The sequence below is a fragment of the Pyrinomonas sp. genome, assembly GCF_040289685.1.
In the GTDB taxonomy this organism is placed as follows: Bacteria; Acidobacteriota; Blastocatellia; order Pyrinomonadales; family Pyrinomonadaceae; genus Pyrinomonas.
In genome coordinates this window covers 1-19297 of the sequence record NZ_PSLQ01000009.1, presented here as the reverse complement: position 1 = coordinate 19297, position 19297 = coordinate 1, and the positions used below count along the sequence as shown (strand labels likewise).

Annotated in this window: 14 protein-coding genes; 4 read left to right on the top strand and 10 right to left on the bottom strand. The window is 61.0% G+C overall.

Features of this window, described 5'->3' with window-relative positions; all coding sequences use genetic code 11:
- The first annotated feature begins 10 nt into the window (after positions 1–10).
- Together C4334_RS03695 and C4334_RS03690 are read left to right on the top strand one after the other, a co-directional pair.
- Positions 11–1081 (top strand): DUF6807 domain-containing protein, encoded by a 1071-nt coding sequence (locus C4334_RS03695; RefSeq protein ID WP_352430733.1) that lies wholly within the window; start codon positions 11–13, stop codon positions 1079–1081.
- A gap of 65 nt (positions 1082–1146) precedes the next feature.
- Positions 1147–2490 carry an MFS transporter gene (locus C4334_RS03690; RefSeq protein WP_502943393.1) on the top strand — a complete coding sequence of 448 codons (1344 nt, stop codon included), beginning with the start codon at positions 1147–1149 and terminating at the stop codon, positions 2488–2490.
- A 176-nt stretch (positions 2491–2666) separates the two neighbouring features.
- On the opposite strand, the gene C4334_RS03685 is transcribed toward C4334_RS03690, so the two are convergent.
- The 5 genes from C4334_RS03685 to C4334_RS03665 form a co-directional block, all read right to left on the bottom strand.
- Positions 2667–3683: a glycosyltransferase family 2 protein gene (locus C4334_RS03685; RefSeq protein WP_352430732.1), complete on the bottom strand. Its 1017-nt coding sequence runs from the start codon at positions 3681–3683 to the stop codon at positions 2667–2669.
- 152 nt (positions 3684–3835) lie between these two features.
- Positions 3836–4813 (bottom strand): NAD-dependent epimerase/dehydratase family protein, encoded by a 978-nt coding sequence (locus C4334_RS03680; protein ID WP_352430731.1) that lies wholly within the window; start codon positions 4811–4813, stop codon positions 3836–3838.
- Between the two features lie 251 nt (positions 4814–5064).
- Positions 5065–5517, bottom strand: coding sequence for a YbhB/YbcL family Raf kinase inhibitor-like protein (locus C4334_RS03675; protein WP_352430730.1), 453 nt, complete (start codon positions 5515–5517; stop codon positions 5065–5067).
- 221 nt (positions 5518–5738) lie between these two features.
- Positions 5739–7331, bottom strand: coding sequence for a Gfo/Idh/MocA family protein (locus tag C4334_RS03670; protein ID WP_352430729.1), 1593 nt, complete (start codon positions 7329–7331; stop codon positions 5739–5741).
- 167 nt (positions 7332–7498) lie between these two features.
- The gene (locus tag C4334_RS03665) at positions 7499–8740 is read right to left on the bottom strand and encodes a glycosyltransferase (protein WP_352430728.1); all 1242 of its coding nucleotides are present in this window, start codon (positions 8738–8740) and stop codon (positions 7499–7501) included.
- 371 nt (positions 8741–9111) lie between these two features.
- On the opposite strand from C4334_RS03665, the gene C4334_RS03660 reads away from it, so the two are divergent.
- Complete coding sequence (locus tag C4334_RS03660; RefSeq protein WP_352430727.1) at positions 9112–10074, top strand: glycosyltransferase; 963 nt, start codon at positions 9112–9114, stop codon at positions 10072–10074.
- Complete coding sequence (locus C4334_RS03655) at positions 10032–10856, top strand: FkbM family methyltransferase (RefSeq protein WP_352430726.1); 825 nt, start codon at positions 10032–10034, stop codon at positions 10854–10856. Before C4334_RS03660 ends, C4334_RS03655 begins: the two co-directional genes overlap by 43 nt.
- Here C4334_RS03655 and C4334_RS03650 read toward each other — a convergent pair.
- From C4334_RS03650 to C4334_RS03630, 5 genes are all read right to left on the bottom strand, one after another.
- Positions 10826–12202: an oligosaccharide flippase family protein gene (locus C4334_RS03650; protein WP_352430725.1), complete on the bottom strand. Its 1377-nt coding sequence runs from the start codon at positions 12200–12202 to the stop codon at positions 10826–10828. The two genes, C4334_RS03655 and C4334_RS03650, sit on opposite strands and share 31 nt — an antisense overlap.
- The gene (asnB, locus tag C4334_RS03645; RefSeq protein WP_352430724.1) at positions 12184–14109 is read right to left on the bottom strand and encodes an asparagine synthase (glutamine-hydrolyzing); all 1926 of its coding nucleotides are present in this window, start codon (positions 14107–14109) and stop codon (positions 12184–12186) included. Before asnB ends, C4334_RS03650 begins: the two co-directional genes overlap by 19 nt.
- 146 nt (positions 14110–14255) lie before the next feature.
- Positions 14256–16379 (bottom strand): alginate lyase family protein, encoded by a 2124-nt coding sequence (locus tag C4334_RS03640; protein ID WP_352430775.1) that lies wholly within the window; start codon positions 16377–16379, stop codon positions 14256–14258.
- A 320-nt stretch (positions 16380–16699) separates the two neighbouring features.
- The gene (wecB, locus tag C4334_RS03635; protein ID WP_352430723.1) at positions 16700–17803 is read right to left on the bottom strand and encodes a non-hydrolyzing UDP-N-acetylglucosamine 2-epimerase; all 1104 of its coding nucleotides are present in this window, start codon (positions 17801–17803) and stop codon (positions 16700–16702) included.
- A gap of 27 nt (positions 17804–17830) precedes the next feature.
- Positions 17831–19168: a nucleotide sugar dehydrogenase gene (locus C4334_RS03630; protein ID WP_502943392.1), complete on the bottom strand. Its 1338-nt coding sequence runs from the start codon at positions 19166–19168 to the stop codon at positions 17831–17833.
- Positions 19169–19297: the final 129 nt, after the last annotated feature.

The window sequence follows — 19297 nt, the reverse complement described above, 5'->3', positions numbered from 1 at the left end:
AGAGAAGTCGATGTCGGAAAAAGAATTCATTCGAGCGCGTGCGTCGGTCGTGATCGCGTTCGCTTTCTGCGCGAGCTTGATCTTCGCTGCTTCCGCGCAGAGGAAGCCTCGTGTCGTCATCGTGCCGCGCGAGAGCGAGCGGCGCGTGGATGTGCTGATTGATGGGCAGCCCTTCACCTCGTACATCTGGCCCGCGACGCTGCGCAAGCCGGTTCTCTATCCACTGCGCACCGCTTCGGGCACGCTAGTGACGCGCGGCTTTCCGCTCGATCCGCGGCCCGGCGAGCGCGTAGACCATCCGCACCACGTTGGCTTGTGGTTCAACTACGGCGATGTCAACGGTGTGGACTTCTGGAACAACTCGTCGGCCCTTCCGCCAGAGGAGCAGAGGCGAATGGGGAGCATCGTCCACCGGCGCATTGTGCGCGCCGAAAACGGTGTTGGGCGCGGCGAACTCGAAGTCGAAATGGACTGGATCATGCCCGATGGCGCGCCCATCTTGCGCGAACGCACGACGTTCGTCTTCTACGCGGAGCCGCGCTTGCGCACCGTCGAACGGCGGACGACGTTGACGGCGCTCGACCGGCGCGTTCTGTTTCGGGATAACAAAGAAGGATTGCTCGGCATTCGCGTCGCTCGCCAGCTAGAGCAACCGTCGAATGAACCGACGACCTTCACCGATGCGAGCGGTCGAGCGACCACGGTCCCCGCGATGAACAACGCCGGCGTGACCGGCCTCTATCGCAGTAGCGAGGGGTTGGCGGGAGATGCCGTTTGGGGGACGCGCGCGCGTTGGACCATGCTCAGCGGAAAGATCGGCAACGAGGAGGTGACGCTGGCGATTCTGGACCACCCGAAGAACGTCGGCCATCCGACTTACTGGCACGCGCGCGGCTACGGGCTTTTCGCCGCCAACCCGCTCGGGCAAGGAGTCTTCAGCCGAGGGCGCGAAAAGTTGAACTTCGCTCTCGAACCTGGTCAGTCCGTGACCTTTCGCCATCGCGTGCTGATATTTTCCGGTCCCGTCAGCCCGCAACAGGTCGAAGAGCAGTACGGCAAGTTCGTTAGCGAAACGAAATAGAAGCTTGATTTGGAGTTCGAGCTCAGCGGAGAGCGAAAAGCTCAAAGAAGAGGGCGAGAGAGAAGATGGACGGGAAATCGGAACGGGTTGCCGCTATGACGGGCGCTTCTTCAGCGGTGGGCGCCGATGTGGAAAGCACCACGCAAGAGGCGGCGCGTCCGCGCGTTGGGAACTTACGCTGGACCATTTGTGCGCTGCTGTTCTTTGCCGCGACGATCAACTACGTCGACCGCCAAGTGATCGGCATCCTCAAACCCCTGTTGGAAAAGGAGTTTGGTTGGACCGAGATAGACTACAGCAACATCGTCTTCGCGTTTCAACTCGCTTACGCGATCGGGTTGCTCGGCGTCGGGCGGCTAATGGATCGGCTTGGGACGCGGCTTGGTTTCAGTCTGGCTGTCGCCCTGTGGAGCGTAGCGGCGATGGCCCACGCCGCAGCCCGTTCGGTCCTCGGCTTTGGCGCGGCGCGCTTCGCTCTCGGACTTGGCGAAGCGGGCAACTTCCCGGCCTCCATTAAGACCGTAGCCGAGTGGTTCCCGCAACGCGAGCGAGCGCTGGCGACGGGCATCTTCAACGCTGGTACCAACGTCGGCGCGTTGGTCACGCCGCTGGTCGTTCCATGGATCGCTTACAAGTACGGGTGGCAATGGGCTTTCATCCTCACCGGCGCGATCGGGTTCATCTGGCTCGCCTTTTGGTTAGCGCTTTACCGGCGACCTGAAGAACACACTCGTCTATCGGCGACCGAACTCGCTTACATCCGCAGCGACCCGCCCGAACAGCAAGGGCAGGTGCGCTTAGCGCGTCTGCTCCCGCACAGGCAGACGTGGGCTTTTGCCGTCGGCAAATTCATGACCGATCCGATCTGGTGGCTCTATCTCTTCTGGTTGCCGGACTTCTTCCACAAGAATCACGGCCTCGATCTGAAGAGTTTCGGCCCGCCGCTGGCCGCCGTCTACCTGATCGCCGATGCTGGCAGCATCGGCGGCGGTTGGCTCTCTTCGGCGCTGATCAAACGCGGGTGGACGGTGAACGCCGGAAGAAAGATCGCGATGCTCATCTGCGCTTTGTGCGTCGTGCCGGTCGTCTTCGCTTCGCAGGTCGGGAGCCTGTGGGCGGCCGTTGCGCTGGTCGGGCTAGCAGCGGCGGCGCATCAAGGTTGGTCGGCGAACATCTTCACGCTCGCTTCCGACATGTTCCCGCGGCGCGCTGTCGGCACGGTGGTCGGTATTGGCGGGATGGCCGGGGCGGTGGGCGGCATGCTGATCGCCAAGGTCGTCGGCTACATTTTGGAGTGGACCGGAAGCTATCTTCCCATCTTCATCATCGCCGGATCGACCTACTTGATCGCGCTGCTCATCATTCATCTGCTCGTGCCCAAGATGGAACCAGTGCGCCTTGACGATTGAAAGGCGCGCCTTGCTCTCCGCTGCTCTTTTCGGGCGCTTCGCCCTCGGCTTCGCGGCGGACAAGCGCTGACCGAGCGCTCTTGCCGAAAGCTCTTCTTGAAGAGCGTGATCACGACGGCGAACGATCTTCAAGGGGAGTTTGTCGGAACCTTCTTTCGTTTGTTTTGAATCGGCGTTCAACGTCTTTCGAATCCTATTCGCTCGCGCACCGCGTAGATGGGTTTAGCCTGCGATTCGTGATATGTGCGGACGAGCATTTCGGCGAGCAGCCCCATCAACAGGAATTGAACGCCGAGCGCGAACATGACGATGGCGAGCAACGGAAGCGGCGTTCGGATGAAGGAGGTCCCTTCGGTTAACTTCTTGACCACTGCCCAGAGCGCCGCGAGAAGCGAGATGCCGAAAGCGACCAGTCCGCAGGTGCCGAAGACGTAGATCGGCTTGGTTTGATACGAGGCCATGAACTTGATCGTCACTAGGTCCAAGATGACCTTGAGCGTGCGCGAAAGGCCGTATTTCGATTTGCCCATTGTGCGCGGGTGATGCCGAACGGGGATCTCGGTAACGCGCGCGCCGGCCCACGAAGCATAGATCGGAATGAAGCGGTGCATCTCGCCGTAGAGCCGCACATCGGTCAGCGCTTCGCGCCGGTAAGCTTTCAGTGAACAACCGTAATCGTGAAGTTTGACGCCGCTGATCCACGAGACGAGCTTGTTGGCGAGCATCGAAGGGAGGCGGCGCGTAAAAAACTTATCCTTGCGATCTTTGCGCCAGCCTGAGACCACGTCGTAACCCTCTTCGAGCTTTTCGAGCAAGCGCTTGATATCCGCCGGGTCGTTTTGCATGTCTGCATCCATCGGGATGAGGATGCGTCCTCGGGAAGCATCGATGCCGGCGGCCATGGCTGCCGTTTGTCCGTAGTTTCGTTTGAGGACGATGACGCGCACGCGCGGGTCGTCCTCGGCGATTTCGCGCAGCACCCTCAGACTTCCGTCGGTCGAGCCGTCATCGACGTAGATGATCTCCGCCGTGCGCCCCAGTTCCGCCAGCGCCGCATCGAGCTTGGCGTGCAACGGGCGCAGATTCGGTTCTTCGTTGAAGACGGGAAGGAAAACCGATAGATCCGGCTGTCCGGCGGGGCGATCGCTGATCGCATCGATCTGGGTTGCTAGCTCTTCGTATGTCCTCATCATCCACCTGAAAGCTTTTCGCTGCGCGCGGCGACGCGACGGGGAACAGACGAGGCGCCGTCCGTCGCACCGCTGTCGGATCAGTTTCTTTTGTGCGCTCCGCGCGAAAACCGCAAATGATAAGCTTTTTGCGCGCCGATGGCAAAGCTCAAGGGTCAATCCGCGGCAGCACGCGCCTTGCGGAACCACTCGACAAAGCGTCGAATCCCCTCTTCAATCGGCGTCTGTGGGTCGTATTCGAGCAAGCGGCGTGCCTTGGTGATGTCGGCGAAGGTCTGCGGCACGTCGCCCGGTTGCGGTGGTTGCCAGTCGATCAACGCCCGTTTGCCGAGTTCGCGTTCGAGCAGCGCGATCAATTCGCGGAGTTCCACGGTGCGCGCTTCGCCCAAGTTGATGATCTCGTAACGACTCGCGCGGTAATCGATCGCCGCGCGCACGCCCTGCAAGATGTCGTCGATGTAGGTGTAATCGCGCCGCGTCGTGCCATCGCCGAAGACCGGAATGGGCCGCCCTTGGGCGATCAGACGCGCGAACTTGTGGATCGCCAGATCCGGCCTTTGCCGCGCGCCGTAAACGGTGAAAAACCGCAAGCAGAGGCAGCGTATCCCGTAAAGGTGCGAATAGGTGTGGCAAAGAAGCTCGCCCGCCGCCTTGGTCGCCGCGTAGGGCGAGATCGGTTGCCGGACCGGGTCCTCTTCGCTGAAGGGAACCTTGGCGTTGATGCCGTACACCGAAGATGACGAGCCGAAGACGAACTGCTCGATGCCTTGTTCGCGAGCGCATTCGAGCAGGTTGAGCGTGCCGCTGATGTTGGTCTCCGCGTAGAGGAAAGGCTCGCGCAAAGAGGGGCGAACGCCAGCCCGCGCCGCCAAATGCACGATCACATCGTAACGATCACGGGCAAACAGCGCCCTAAGCGCTTCGCGGTCGCGTATATCGCACTCGATCAAGCGAAAGTCATCGCGACCTAAGTGGGCAGCGATGTTGGCACGTTTGATTTGCGGATCGTAGAAGTCGTTGAAATCATCGAGCACGGTGACGTGCCAACCGCCTTCAGCGAGCAGTCGGTCGACGAGATGTGACCCGATGAATCCGGCTCCGCCCGTCACGAGCGCGCGTCGTGAAGATCGCAAAATTCCGTTCTCCTTCAGAGAATTTTTCAACCGGCGAACTCGATCTTTGCCCTTTGACGAAAGGGGCGCCTTCGAAGAACTTCCATTCCGACTTTCCTTCGGCTTCGGCGCGCGCAAGCGCGGATTCAGCCGAAAGGGATTTTGGGCAACGGCTTTTCAAGCCGCGCGGCCATTGCCTGTAATGGCCGCGCGGCTCTTAGGGAGTTCACACGGCTTTGCTGAAAGATCTTCAATCGGTCCAGCATCCCACTTCACCTTCCGTATCGCCCCATCAACTGCGCTTCGGCTAGGACGTATCCGCGCATGGCGTCGAGCAGCTCTTGTTTGGTTTTGCCTGCAGGCAGCCCCAGCTTGCGGTCGAGCGCGTAGAGCTTGAAGAAGTAGCGGTGAGTGCCGCGCGGCGGACACGGACCGCCGTAGCCGATCTTGCCGAAATCGTTGCGTCCTTGCTTTGCTCCATTTGGCAACGTATCAGCAGGCGGCACCCCTTCGGAAAGCTCTCGCGCCTCCGGCGGAAGATCGTAGATCACCCAGTGGACCCACGTGCCGCGTGGCGCATCCGGATCATCGGCGATGAGCGCGATGCTCTGCGTCTCGCGCGGCAGGTCGGCCCACGCGAGCGGTGGAGACAGGTCCTCTCCGTCACAAGTGTACTTTCGCGGGATCAGGCCGCCATCTTGAAAAGCTGCGCTCGTGATCTTCATCGCCACACCTCCTTTCTGCGTCCGTTGCTCGGCATTCTGCGATGAAGCCTGCCGTGCCTCATGGCATGCGCACAAGAGAGCGAGAGGCAATAGAAGCGAAAGTCGCCGTTTGGTCTTTCGATGCTTGGCCGCCATGGAGAACCCGTTTCCCAAATCTCATTCTCGCGCCAACGATGGGCGACATTCAAGCCGCGCGCCGCTGAAAAAGAGACCAACCGCCTTCAGTCGTCGAGGCTCGCGCTTCTTTCCCCCGAAAGAGCCAGTTCGGTCGCGCGAACGACGAGCATGGTCGTCCAGCGCAGGTCGCGCGGCGTGTAGAGCGCGCGTTCTCCCTTTTGCGCGCGCCGAAAGGTTTCGACGTACATAGTGCGATGCCCTTTGTCGCGCCGCGTGCGCCGATGCGCGATGCATCGTCCGTCACAGGTGACTTTCAGCGTGCGATAGTCATCGATCTCGATAGTCATTCGATCGCGGCGTATTTCCAATCGCTCTTGAACGCCAAGCGTTGCATCGCCGCGCGAGGTCGCCGCGATGACGGCGACAGATCCGTCGTCGAAGGCGATGGACAAAGTGCGTTCTTCGTCGGGCTGTTTGGCGACGGGCGGCGAAAGGGCGATCTCGGCGGGACGCGCCCGGTCGCCGATGAAGTGAACCGCGAGGTCTATCCAGTGGCACAGGTTGCCCGTGATGCGCGTCCCTTCTTTGGGCCAGCGATACCAGTGCGCGTCTGGTATTTCCACCTCTTTGACGCGACAAAGGATGGTCAACGGTCCAGCGACTCGCTCGAGCAGACGGCGCGCTTCGCGCGTGAACGGAGCGAAGCGTCGGTTGAAGCCGACCTCGATGAAAGCGTGCGGGTCGCGCATCGCTTCGAGCAACAGACACATGTCATCGCGCGTGACGGCGGGCGGTTTTTCGACCAGCACTTTTTTGCCGAGGCGCACGGCTTCGGCTGCAATCCTCGCGTGCGTGTCGTGGTAAGAAGCGACGACGACGAAATCCGTCTCCGGTTGCGCGATGGCCGCACGCCAGTCGGTCAACGCGCGCGCAAAGCCAAACCGTTCTTTGACGTGTGCGGCGAAAAGCGGTTCCAGATCGACGATGGCGTCAAGAGGCGCCCCGGCCCGCCGAAGCGCCGGAATGATCTGCGTGCGCGTGTAATCGCCGGCGGCGATGATGGCGACGCCGTGCCTTCGGCCCCTGTTTGGTGCGTCGCGGGCGGTCGAGCTTGGCGGCGTGATCGCCTCGATCTGCGGCGAGCGCGGAGCCGCCTGCGCGTCGTCGGCTATGGCCAGCGCGTCGCCGATCGCTCGGAGCAGACGCACTGCTTCTGGCGGCGGCGGTTGATCCGAGTAGAAATTGTAGCCGGCGATCTTCGACAAGGCTTCTTGCGTGGCGGGCACTACTCGTTGAACGGCAACCGTTAGCTCTTCTGGACTGGGCCAGAGGTCGAGCGGCGCGATCAGTTCGCGATGAAAGAGCATGCGTTCGGCGCAGCGCGGATGACGTGTGCCCAAGCAGAGCAAAGGCATCGCCGCGTTTGTCTCGGCGGGTGCGCCTACGGCGACAACGACGTGAAAATCGCCGGTCAAAAGCTCCTGCTCTTTTTTGGAGCGAATCTTCTCCCAAGTCGCGATAGGCCCTTCAGCCAGCACGAAACCCCAAACCTTGCGCCATGAGCGCGTCATCGCGCGTTGATCGTGCGGCACAACGCGCGCGAGCGGTACCGCGAAGCGCACCTCGACCAAGGCGCACGATCTGTAAGGCGCGTAGCAGGGGACATCGCGCCATCGGTCACGAAAAAGGTATTTCATCTTACCTCGCCGCGCTGCTGTTCATCGGATGCGACGCGCTTTTGTCGTCGATCGAGCATGGGGATCATCCTTTGTCGGTCATCTCGTTCAAACGGGCGATCTTGCCTTCAGGTCTTGCACGCGCCGCGGAGTTGACGGGGCATTTGCTGGCCATCGTGCGGCGCTGTTCAGCGCGATGAAGACGAATCTCGTTCGAGTCGCGGTTTGAAGCAGGGCCCCGCTCTGGCCTCGCGTCTTCTGGCGAGCGCCTCTTCGATCAAGTCGCTCACCCATTCAGCGCGCGCATCCCAAGTGCCGCTGGCGACCGCCCGTTGCCTTGCGCGACGAGCTGCGGGGTCGCGTTCGCTGAGCGCTTCATCGACGAGGCGAATGAATTCATCTCGGCTGCGTGCGATGCGCAACACGTCGGCCATCGGTTCGTACTCGGGAAGCGGCGAGATGACGACCGGTAGCCCCGTCGCCAGATACTCGCGAACTTTGATCGCCGATCCATAACTGGTCCAGATGTTTTCGATGTCCCACGGCAAGACGCAAACATCGAACCCAGCGGCGTAGCGCGGCAGCGCTTCATATGAAACCGGCGGCAGAAAGTGGACGTTCGGCAGCCCTTCGATCTCGATTCCGCGCGCGCGGTTCCCGATGAAGACCCAATGCCAAGAAGGGCGCACGCGCGCCGCCAGACGGATCAACTCTTGATCGATCAGCCATGGATCGATGGCGCCGAAATAGCCGAGCCGCGGGCGCGGAATTCGCGCGATCTCGGGCGCGATCTCGACTCGCCCGTTTGTGACCTGCGCGAAGTGGTCGAAGTCCACAGCCTGTTCCAGCAAGTACGACTTTTCGCGCCCGTGTTCCGCTTCAGCGAAGAGCTTGCGCCCCGAGTAGAACACGATGTCGGCCAGTTCGATCGCTCGGTCATGGAGACGGCGGATCTTGGCCGGATCGGTCGCATGATCCATGGTGTTTGCGTCGTATCTGTCGGAAACCTGATAGATGACCAACGATTCATCGAAACGCCCGATCATCTCCGCTGCTGTCGGAATGGCGATCCACAGGATGGGCGCGCGAAGCCCACGACGACGCGCGATGGCCCCGACTTGCGCTTCGAGCAGAAAGCGGTTGAGGGCGCGCGCCAAGGCGTTGCCGAAAAAGGGTACCGTCGGCGGCGAAACGACGGCGATGCCCTCTTCGGTCTCGCGCATGAAGCGCAGGTAGGAGCGAAGTTTGCGCGCGATGCGTGGCAGCAGATCCTTGTGTGTGAGCGCGGGCAGTCCCATCGAGATCGAATTGACGAAAAGGACGCGATTGCCGGCGCGCGCAAATCGCCGCATCAAATGGTTCTTCGAGTGCGGATGGTGATAGAACCAATCCTCGCCGCCGAAGCAGATGATGCTTTCCCCTGAGATCATTCGTCTCGGTCGTTGAAACGCTCGCCCTTGGATCAACGCAGAGCGCCGTTCGACTTTTCGGTCGCAACGAGCGCGTTACAGGTTATTTGAAATCGCACGCGGCCCGCAAGGCGCGTCGTGGCGAGACGCGTGGCCAGCCGAAGTCGTGCGGATACCTGTGCGGTGCCCGACGCGCCTTGAAAGCGCGTTTGATTACGCGCCGGGCTGGCTTGAACCCGCGCGCTGCACTCCTGTCCCGCATTCCATGCAGGCTGCGGAGCGCTTCCTGCAGCGGCCGGCGCGTGGGCTAGAGATTAGCTTGATCCCGTGCGTTCCATTGCGGGCGATGGGGAAGATTGCTGCTAAAATGAGCGTGCGAGGGCGAAAGGTCGGTGAAGATTCTGCTCATCGGGCCGTTGCCGCCGCCGCTTGGAGGCGTCAGCGTCTTTCTGAAACGGCATAAACGCGCGCTGGAAAGCGAGGGGCACGAAGTCGATCTGCTCGACCGAACGAAGCTCGGTCGTTGGCGTTACGTTTGGCACCTCTGTTTCGGGCGATTGAAGGATTACGATCTCATCTCGGTTCACGTGCAATCGCTCTGCGTGCCCTTGATCCTGCTTGCGCGCGGGGCGGCTTCGCGCACGCAAGTGATGGATCACAATTGGCGGCGAATCGAGACGTGGAATCGGTGGCAGCGAAAGGCTTACGGCGCGTTTCTTGCGCGCTGCCGTGAGTTGGTGCTCATCGGTCACGAGATCAAATCCTACTACGAAGAGCATGGCGTCGCGCTTGCGCGGCAGACCGCCATCCGTTCTCCTTTCATTCCGCCGCCCGCAGACGAAGAGCAAGCGATTTGGGAGAGTTATCCATCCGAAGTTCATGCTTTTGTACGCCGTGCCGCGCCGCTTGTGCTCGCCAACGCACCGCGCATCGTCTTTTACCGTGGCGTCGATCTTTACGGTTTGGATATGTGCGTTGATCTCGTCGCCGAACTCAAACGAGACCATCCGCAAATCGGGCTTCTGTTCGCGTTGGCGGAAGTTGGAGATGAAGCTTACCTTCGCGCAATCAAGAAGCGAATCAACGCGGTGGGAATCGAGGAGAACTTCCATTTCATGACCGGCCATCGGGAGATGTGGCCGTTGTTCAAACGCGCGCAACTCTTCGTGCGCCCAACTTGCGCAGACGGTTACGGGATCAGCGTCGCCGAAGCGGTCTACTTCGGCTGTCCGGCAGTCGCCAGCGACGTTTGTACGCGCACGCCGGGAACGATCGTCTTTCGCAATCGGGATCGGGAGGATTTTTGGCGCCGATGCCGTCAAGCGCTCAACAGGCGCTGCTCAATCGCTCGCTGAAGTTGCTCGTGCGCGGCTTCAAATTCAAACGAGGGCGCGAGCGGCTCGTCGCTTTCGCCATGCGACGGGTCGCTGGATGGGAACTCGGGCGTGATCTTTGGGGGAATCTCTTCCTGCTGGACCTTGCAAGCTACATCGATAGCCGACTTTTTCTCGAAGGCTCTTACGAAGCCGAAACGATTCGCGCGCTGCGCTGCGCCATCGAAGAACAAGGCTATACGCACTTCGTCGATGTCGGTGCGAACATCGGCGTTCACACCGTGGCGCTCGGTTCTTGTCCGGCGATCGAACGCGTTTTCGCCTTCGAGCCAGACGCGCGAAGTCGAGCGCAGTTGGTGGCCAACTTGCTGCTCAACGATCTGGACCGAAAGGTGGAGCTGTATGACCTGGCGCTTTCATCAAGCGAAGGAGAGGCTGTGTTGCATCGAAGCGACGAGCCGAAAGATTTCGATGCTGGAAAGCGCAACCTCGGAACCCATTCGCTTCATTTCAACGCCGCTCGCCACGCGACTAGCGCCACAGTCGTCCGAACCAGCAGGCTGGACCGGCTGCTGCCTCTTCGCGGCGAAAGGGTCGTCGTCAAGATAGATGTCGAGGGGCACGAGCTGGAAGTTTTGCGTGGCATGACCGAATTTCTGGAGAGCAACCAGTGTCTGCTGTTGGTCGAGCTCTTCGGCGGCAACGTGGACGTCGCGATCGCGCTGTTGTCGAAACAAGGCTACGTTCTGCGCGAGCGTTTCGCCGAAGCGAACTACGCCTTCGCCAAGGAAAAGAGGCGCTGACGCGCGCTGCCGATCAAACGCACGAGTTCGCGGCGACGCAGCAAGAGGATTTCGCCGAAAGGTAGCCCCGTGTGGCGGTGGAAATAGAGCGCAACGAGAAAGAAGATGAACGCGTAGCTCACGGTCGAAGAAGCGGCTGCGCCCAACGCCCCCCATCGCGGGACGAGCAGCAAATTGAGCGCGAGATTGACGCCGAGCGTGGCGAGCCAGAAGAGCGGAATGGCACGCGGCAGTCCCAGCCCGACGAAATGCTGGACCAGAACCATCTCCAAGCCGAGCAAATAGGCGCCGGGCAACAGCAACCAGAACTGCGCGACCGAAGCGCGAAACTCCGCGCCGTAAGCGTATGGCAGCAACAGGCTGACAGGAACAGAACCGAGGCAAATGATGAACATGATGAACGCGATGTTTCTGCTCGTCGTCGCTGCCATGTGGCCCGATGCATCTTGCGCCGCGGCGATGCGCGGGAAAAGAAGAGAACCGATGACGTTAGGGAGCATGAGCAACAGCAGCGCCATTTGCGAAGCGACCCCATAGATGCCCGCCTCGGCTGCTCCGCGCAGCCAGTTGACGATAAACAGATCGGCGCGCAAGACCAAGGTCGAAGCGATCATCAAGGCATGATATTTCGCCCCGTAGCGTGCCATGCGACCAAGGAGCGCCAGATCAGGCTTCCAGCGCGCGCGTTCATGCCGATCGAGTTGTCGCCAAAGCAGCGCGGCGACGAACAGGGCGGTGGTGACGACGGCCAGCGTGTTCAAAAAGACGAGCGTCATCAACCCTGCTTGGAAGAGCGCCAGCGCCAAGAGCGCGTTGAGGAGAAGGGCGGACTGGCCTAATAAGTCGAGCAGGCTGTAGCGCTCGATGCGTCCGATGGCGAGGAAAAGGTTCAGCGCGAGCAGCGTGAAGATTTGAAACGGGATGGCGATGACGGCCAGGCTCAAGAGCGCAGGCGGAATCGTCCCGAAGAAGCTCGGCGTCGCAATCGCCCAAAGGAGGATGCTTACGGCCAACGCGCCGCCGATGGAGAAAGAGTACAGGATCGCGTTGGCGAAGGTGGGTGCAAGCCACCGACGATCACGCGCGACGTAATAGGTCGCCGCTGCCGCCGGACCGGCGACGCCAAACTGTGCGGCGTTGCTGTTGATGGCGTTGAGCACGGTGTAGATGCCGAGTCCCGCTGGGCCGAGATGGCGGGCGACGATGATGCCGACGAAGAAACTATTGAGCGCCATCGCGAAACGCGTCGCAAAGGTGAGCGCCGCGCCGCGCGCGAAAGTCGTGGGCCGCGCCCCATCGGGCGGCAGCGGATCATCTGCCGCTCGCTCTAGCTCGGCTCGATCCATCGTTCGTACCACAAGCTGAAGTTGAGCAGGCACCAGAGATGGAAACCCCAATCGCGCGCGCCGCGACGATGTTCGTCGATGAGGCGTGCGATGAAGGAATAATCGAATAGCCGCCGTCGGCGCAGTGACGAACCGAGCAGATGTTGGTCCAGCAGTTCGGTCGCATCGTCTCTCAGCCACGTGCTTACCGGTGCACCGAATCCGCGCTTTCGTTGCCAGAGGATCTCTGCCGGCAGGACCTTTTCAAGCGCCCGTTTCAAGATCCATTTGCCGTTTTCGCCGACGATCTTCAAGTTTTGCGGAACGCTCAGCGCGTGTTCGACCAGATGTTGATCGAGAAAAGGAACGCGCGCTTCGACCGAGGTCGCCATCGTGATCTTGTCAACGCGCATCAGGAGCAGTTCGGGCAGCCGCACTTTCAGTTCGAGATAGGTCAAGCGCGCGAGAAAATCCGACTGTGGGCGTTCTTCGGCAATGCGCGTTAAATGCGCGAGCACCGTCCGCCGCGTGCCTCCTTCGCTTGAGGGATGATTTTTGAGCAGCCGCGCTTTGCTCCTTTCGTCAAAGACGACCGCTCCGCCCCAGAACAGGGGATCGCCAGCGCCGAAACGACGGATGATCTCCGCGCCCAATGGATTCACCCCTGTCGCTTCCAACGCCGGAAGCGCCAAAGTCGAGATCGCGCGCTTGATGGCGCGCGGCAACCTTTCGGCGCGCCGCCAGAATCTTTCGTGAATTCGCAGATGGCGACGGTAGTTCGTGTAACCGCAGAAGATTTCGTCCGAGCCTTCGCCGACTTGGACGACCGCGGTGCCCGAAGCGCGCGCAAGTTGCGCGACGTAATAGAGCGGAACGCAAACCGGATCTGCGATCGGCTCATCTTGGTGAAAGACGAGGCGCGGCAGAAACTCAGTCATCTCTTTATAGCCGATGAGGATCTCGTGATGATCCGTGGCGAAAAGTTGCGCGACGTGTCGCGCTTGCGCAAGCTCGTTCAATGCGTCGTCATCGCAAAAGCCGACGGTGAAGGTGCGCACCGGCTGCGTCATCTCTTCAGCCATCAAAGCGACGTTGGCCGATGAGTCGACGCCGCCGGAGAGAAAGACGCCGAAGGGGACATCCGACATCATCCTTTTTTTGATGGATGCGCGCAACAAGCGCAAGATCTCCGCCGCGTGTTCTTCTTCGGTCAACTTCGGCGGCGCGTTCGGTGGAAGGGCGTCCCAGTAACGTTCGATCTTCAAACTTCCATCGCGCGTGCAAAGGAGCATGTGACCTGCGGGCAGTTTGCTTATCCCGGCAAAAAGCGTGCGCGGCGCAGGCACGGCTAAAAAGGTCAAGTATTCTCCGAGCGCTTCGTCGTCCATCTCGGTTGAGACTTTCGGATGGGCCAGAATCGCTTTGATCTCGGAGGCGAAGATGAGGCGTCCATCGCGTTGATGGAAGTAGAGCGGTTTGACGCCCAAGGGGTCGCGCGCCAGCACGAGCCGCTCGCGCTCGCCGTCCCACAGGGCGATGGCGAAATCGCCCTCGATCATACGCGCGAATTCGGTTCCGTGCTCTTCGTAGAGATGAAGTATCGTCTCGGTATCGGTGCGCGAACGGTACCGATGACCATGCGCTTCCAGCGTCGCGCGAAGTTCGGCGTGGTTGTAGATCTCACCGTTGAAGCTGATCCATATGTTGCGATGATCGCAACCGCGCATCGGTTGATGACCAGCGGCGGAAGGGTCGATGATCGATAGCCGTCGGTGGCCCAATCCGAGCCTGCCGTCATCGAGCAAGATGAGGCCGCTCGCGTCTGGCCCGCGATGGCTCATCGCGTCGCGCATTCGTTCGAGCGTGGCCGCCTCCACTTTCGCGCCCGTCGCGCTCGAATACTCCCAGACTCCGCAGATCCCACACATCTTCTAGCGAGACGTCAATCCACTCACGCGCCGACCTGCCGTCGCCGGTTGAAGGGAAAACCCGACCACTGCGGTTTTCGTTCCGCTGGGCCACACGCTTGGCCTTACGCACTACGCGCTCGCACGAAACGCCGCGTGCCCCGCGTTCACTCGACGCGCGGAAGGTCGCGCGCGTTCTCTTCCATTAAGACGGAAAAGCGATCGCGATGCAAGCGCGCGATCAGCTCTTCTGCGGCGCGCCGATCGGCTTCAGCGCAAATGGGGATGAGCGCCCAGGAGAGGAGCAACGGAACGGTGGCCGTATGCGTCCACACAGCCGCTTGCGAGGCGCGACGCTCGCCGTAGTGGCGCGAAGTCCAACGCGATTCGATTGCAGGCGCTTGGCGTAGGTCCAGCGGGACGACGAGCAGCGAAGATCCCCGACGATGATCTCGCGCTTCGACGGCCGCGCCGTCGAACGGTTCGACGGTGAGTCCAGCATCGAAATGGAAGATGATCTTGAAGCGATGTCGTCCTGTGCCAAGAAGCGCGTCTTCGATCAGCCAGAAGAGCTTGCGCTTATCGAAAAAGACAGCGCGCCGATGCGTGACCGGGTGCGGAAGTCGGCAGTATCCGTAGTGCTCGGCGATGAGGTGGTCGGCCTCTGGGCTTGCTTCCCAGCGGAGGAGGCGTGGGCGAGCTTGGTCGCCGATCGCAAAGGGAGCCCGGCGCTCTATTTCGTTCTGCTCTTCGTCGTCCACTTGGACGGTCGAGTGAAAGGCGGTCGAGCGAAACACGTGCCGCGCGTCGAGATCGGCTCCATAGACATAGCTTCCAGGATCGCGCACGAAGACCCTCCCGCAAACGCTGACTTCAATGCTCAACGCATCATTGTGCGCGTGCGATCCGCGTCCGCTCAACCCTGTGCGCGTTGCATTGAAGAGAAGATAGCGGTCCTGCGCCCGTTGAATGTAAACGCCAGCGTCGGGAAAGGCGGCAGAGGCGGGCGGAGAACTCAACGGAAGCGAGCGAAAACGGGCAACCGCTTCTTCGCCGCCGGTCCAAAACAGCTCGCCCGGCGCTTCATCCGACAGTTTGAGACCCGGCGCATCGAACGCCACTGCGCCGATGGCGAGAAGGTATGCGTGGTCGTCCGCTTCGCGGTCCAGAAAGGGGAGGAACTGCCCGCCGTCGGTGTCGCCGATGAGCGGCGCGCGGCCATCGGGACGCAAGTAAGCGCGGACGTAGGCGAGCATGGCGCGCAACTTCGTTTCAAATCTTTCGCCCAAATCGATGCGGTTGGCGCGACAGAGCAGCAGCGTATAGAGGAGCATTTCGAGCACGAAGCGGTGATAACCTGTAGACGATTCATCGTCGGCCCCATCGTTGAGAATCTGCTTGTCGAGTTCGATTGGCAGTTCCCGCAAGGCCAGATCGCGCCAATCGCGCGCCGCGCTCAATTCCGGTAAAAGCGTGCCAAGCCACAATAGCCCGACCAGATCGGCAAGGTAGTGGTTGCTCGTCGCCAGATACGAAAACTCAAGATTTCGCCTGATATATGCGCCGTGTTCATCGAAGAGGGCGAGCATCATTTTCAATCTTTCGAGCGTCATGCTCGGCGCGCGGCGCAGCAGTTCAAAGACGGCGAGCAGATTGACGGCACGCAGCGCCACTTCCATCGCACAGGTCCAGTTCGGCCCGTATCCCATCGGATTGGCCGCACGCCAACCGGTTATCTGCCGCCAGCATTCTTCGCTCCACCTTTGGTCGAGCGAGACGCCCCACGCACAAGCGAGCTTCAGCAGGTGGCCCAGACGGTTTAGTTCCCAAAGGACGCGAATGTCGGCCCCATCGCTGCGCACCCATTCGACATCTGCGTGGAAAAGGAGCGGCCACGACGCTTTCGATACGGGGCAGCGCCGCCAATCTACTTCGCGCTCTAATTGCACGCTGCCGAAGCCGAGAAGCGGCCAGCGGTGTTCTTCCGCGATTCTCCGCGCTGCGGCGATCAGCTCTTTCGCTTCTCGAGGGAAAAGCCGCGCATAGGCGTGAGGGGCCACGGCGATGCCGGGAAGCGAAGCGGGGGCGCGCCGCGCGCGGAAGTATTCAAGCAGCGCGCCGTCCGAAAGGCGCCGAAACTCCGGCGCGAGGCGGGCTTCGCGTTCGCGCCGACGCGCCAGTTCAATGCGCTCCAACTGCAGGAACGCGCGCGCCTTCGCCCGCCGCCAAGCTTCGAGCGCAAACGCCTGCCACGGCACGTCGCCGCGCACGGCCCGTCGAATTCGCCGCATCAAACTCACACTGAGAATCTTCCCGTTGGTTGCGTGAAGAAGCAAGCCGTCACGCGCAATCAAGCGATGGGCGAATTACGGTGCGGGCCGCACGCAATCGGGCTGCGTGCGGATATGACCGGAGAGCTACTGAAAACCTCGGGCGGGACATGGCGAGGACAATGTCGAGCCTCGTTCAAATGACGTGCGCGCCGCCACGTGGCGCGCGCGATGAAGTTTGAGTTCGGTTCAGATGTGGCCTTTGGCGAACGATTCTTCATCGTCTTCGACGAAGGGACTCGCGGCTCAAATCCGATCTTCCCCGGCGGGTCGAGTCGAGCTTAAGGCGTGATCTTGGATGCTTCAAGCAAAGCATCGAGGATGCGCTCCGCTGCTCGTCCGTCCCACAACGGCGGCAGAGAGCGCGCCACGTGGCGGCGCGCCTCGAGCGCGCGCAGAGCTTCGACGATGATGCGCGTGCCATCCGTTCCAACCACTTTGTTGGTGCCCATCTCGACAGTGATCGGACGTTCCGTGTTCTCGCGCAAGGTCAAACAAGGGATGCCGAGAGCCGTGGTCTCTTCTTGAATGCCGCCAGAATCCGTGAGGACCAAGCGCGCGCCGCTCAGCAGATGAAGAAAATCCAGGTAGCCGAGCGGCGGGATGACGCGCACACGGTTGACGTCGAACGCGGCGTTCAAACCGAACTCGGCAAGACGCGCGTTGGTGCGCGGGTGGACCGGGAAGACGACGGGCACTCTTCTTCCGATCTCGTCGAACGCGGCGAGCAGACGGGCGAGCGTCGGCGGATCATCAACGTTGGACGGGCGATGCAACGTCGCCACCGCGTAATCGCGCAATCCGAGACGTTGGCGGATGTCGGAAGAAGCGGCTCGTTCTAGATTATCCAGCAGCGAGTCGATCATCACGTTGCCGACGAATCTGATCTTTTCCGGTGCGATGCCTTCGCGTCGTAAGTTCTCATCGGCATCGGGCGAAGGGGTCAAAAGCAGATCGGCGATCTGATCGGTCAGCAGGCGATTGATCTCCTCCGGCATGGTCCGGTCGTGGCTCCGAAGGCCGGCTTCGACGTGCGCGACGCGGACGCAGAGTTTGGCGCAAACGAGCGCGCATGCGAGCGTGGAGTTGACATCGCCGACGACGATGACCCAATCGGGGCGTTCGCGCACGACGACCGGCTCGAAGCGCACCATGATGGCCGCTGTCTGTTCGGCGTGCGTGCCCGATCCGACGCCGAGGTAGATGTCCGGTTCAGGAAGCTTTAGATCGCGCCAGAAAGCGTCCGACATCTGCGCGTCGTAGTGTTGCCCGGTGTGGACCAGCAACGAAGAGAATTCATGCGCGCGGCGTCGCATCGCGCGCACGATGGGCGCCACTTTCATGAAGTTCGGACGCGCGCCAGCGACGACGATCGTTTTGAGCATGAGGGCCGAAAATCCCACTCGAGACGATCACAAACGGATGACGCGCGCTTTAGCCTTCTGGCGCAGATCGCCGTTAAGCGCGTTTCGCGTGTCGACGATCAAGCGCGCATTTTCGACGACCATCTTGTAATCCACCTTGCTGTGATCGGTAACGATGACGACGCAATCGGCGGCTGCCAGTTCTTCTGACGTCAGCGCCACCGAGCGCAGCGGATCCCCGCCCGCTTGCGTGTGCGCGTCATCGAAACGGACCTCTTCGACGTGTGGATCGTGGTAGCGGACCTCGGCGCCCTTGGCGCGCAGCCGATCGATGATCGAAAGGGCGGGGCTTTCGCGCACGTCGTCGACATCTTTCTTGTAAGCGACGCCGAGAAGAAGGATGCGCGCTCCCTTCAGCGCTTTGCGGTCATCGTTCAACCCGTCGATGACGAGCTGGACCACGTGCTCCGGCATGCGGGAGTTGACCTCTTCGGCCAGCGAGATGAAGCGCGACTCGAACCCGTGTTGCCGCGCTTTCCATGAAAGGTAATGCGGATCCAAAGGTATGCAGTGCCCTCCTATTCCCGGTCCGGGGTAGAACGGCATGAAGCCGAAGGGTTTGGTCGCGGCAGCGCGAATCACTTCCCATGTGTCGATGCCAAGTGCGTAACAGAGGCGCGCCATCTCATTGGCCATGCCGATGTTGACAGCGCGGAAAGTGTTTTCGAGGAGCTTGGCCGCTTCCGCTACGCGCGCCGAGCTGACGGGATGAACTTCGTTGACGATCTGGCTGTAAAGCGCTGCGGCCGCTTCAGTCGAATCTGGGCTGACGCCACCGACCACCTTCGGGATGTTGTGCGTTTGATATTTTGGATTGCCTGGATCGACTCTTTCAGGACTGAAGGCGAGCAGGAAATCTCGATCGAGCTTTAGGCCGGTCTCCTCGAAAGCCGGAAGCAAGACCTCGTCGGTCGTGCCCGGATAGGTCGTCGATTCGAGGATGATCAGTTGTCCGCGGTGCAAATTGCGCTTGATCTCTTCGCTCGCGGCGAGGATGTAGGAGATATCCGGCTCTTTGGTCTTTCTGAGCGGCGTCGGCACGCAGATGATGATGCAATCGCAATCGCGCAGTTGATTGAAGTCGGTCGTCGCATCCAGATGACCGGCCTCGACGACTTCCCTTAAGATCGCTGACGGCACATCGCCGATGTATGAATCGCCGGCCTTGATGCGTTCGACTTTGCGGCGGTCAACCTCAAAGCCAAGCGCGTGAATGCCTTTGCGCGCGAACTCTACGGCCAGCGGCAAGCCGACGTAGCCGAGGCCGATGACCCCAACGCGCGCGCTCTTTTTTTCGATCGCAGCTATCAACTTCTCTTTGATCATGATGAATTGTTTCAAAATGGAATTCGCAAGGGCGATGTCTGGTCAACAACCCCCGAATAAATTCGGGGGCTTGCACCTAACCGCCAGCGGTTGATGCTTCGAGGCTGGTTGACGGCAGCCCATCCGCCA

What these genes read in the sequence shown, in the direction of transcription:
- C4334_RS03695 (WP_352430733.1), top strand. Translation starts at nt 11, where the DNA reads ATGTCGGAAAAAGAATTCATTCGAGCGCGTGCGTCGGTCGTGATCGCG.
- C4334_RS03690 (WP_502943393.1), top strand. Translation starts at nt 1,147, where the DNA reads ATGGACGGGAAATCGGAACGGGTTGCCGCTATGACGGGCGCTTCTTCA.
- C4334_RS03685 (WP_352430732.1), bottom strand. Translation starts at nt 3,683, where the DNA reads ATGATGAGGACATACGAAGAGCTAGCAACCCAGATCGATGCGATCAGC.
- C4334_RS03675 (WP_352430730.1), bottom strand. Translation starts at nt 5,517, where the DNA reads ATGAAGATCACGAGCGCAGCTTTTCAAGATGGCGGCCTGATCCCGCGA.
- C4334_RS03670 (WP_352430729.1), bottom strand. Translation starts at nt 7,331, where the DNA reads ATGAAATACCTTTTTCGTGACCGATGGCGCGATGTCCCCTGCTACGCG.
- C4334_RS03665 (WP_352430728.1), bottom strand. Translation starts at nt 8,740, where the DNA reads ATGATCTCAGGGGAAAGCATCATCTGCTTCGGCGGCGAGGATTGGTTC.
- C4334_RS03655 (WP_352430726.1), top strand. Translation starts at nt 10,032, where the DNA reads ATGCCGTCAAGCGCTCAACAGGCGCTGCTCAATCGCTCGCTGAAGTTG.
- C4334_RS03650 (WP_352430725.1), bottom strand. Translation starts at nt 12,202, where the DNA reads ATGGATCGAGCCGAGCTAGAGCGAGCGGCAGATGATCCGCTGCCGCCC.
- asnB (WP_352430724.1), bottom strand. Translation starts at nt 14,109, where the DNA reads ATGTGTGGGATCTGCGGAGTCTGGGAGTATTCGAGCGCGACGGGCGCG.
- C4334_RS03640 (WP_352430775.1), bottom strand. Translation starts at nt 16,379, where the DNA reads ATGCGGCGAATTCGACGGGCCGTGCGCGGCGACGTGCCGTGGCAGGCG.
- wecB (WP_352430723.1), bottom strand. Translation starts at nt 17,803, where the DNA reads ATGCTCAAAACGATCGTCGTCGCTGGCGCGCGTCCGAACTTCATGAAA.
- C4334_RS03630 (WP_502943392.1), bottom strand. Translation starts at nt 19,168, where the DNA reads ATGATCAAAGAGAAGTTGATAGCTGCGATCGAAAAAAAGAGCGCGCGC.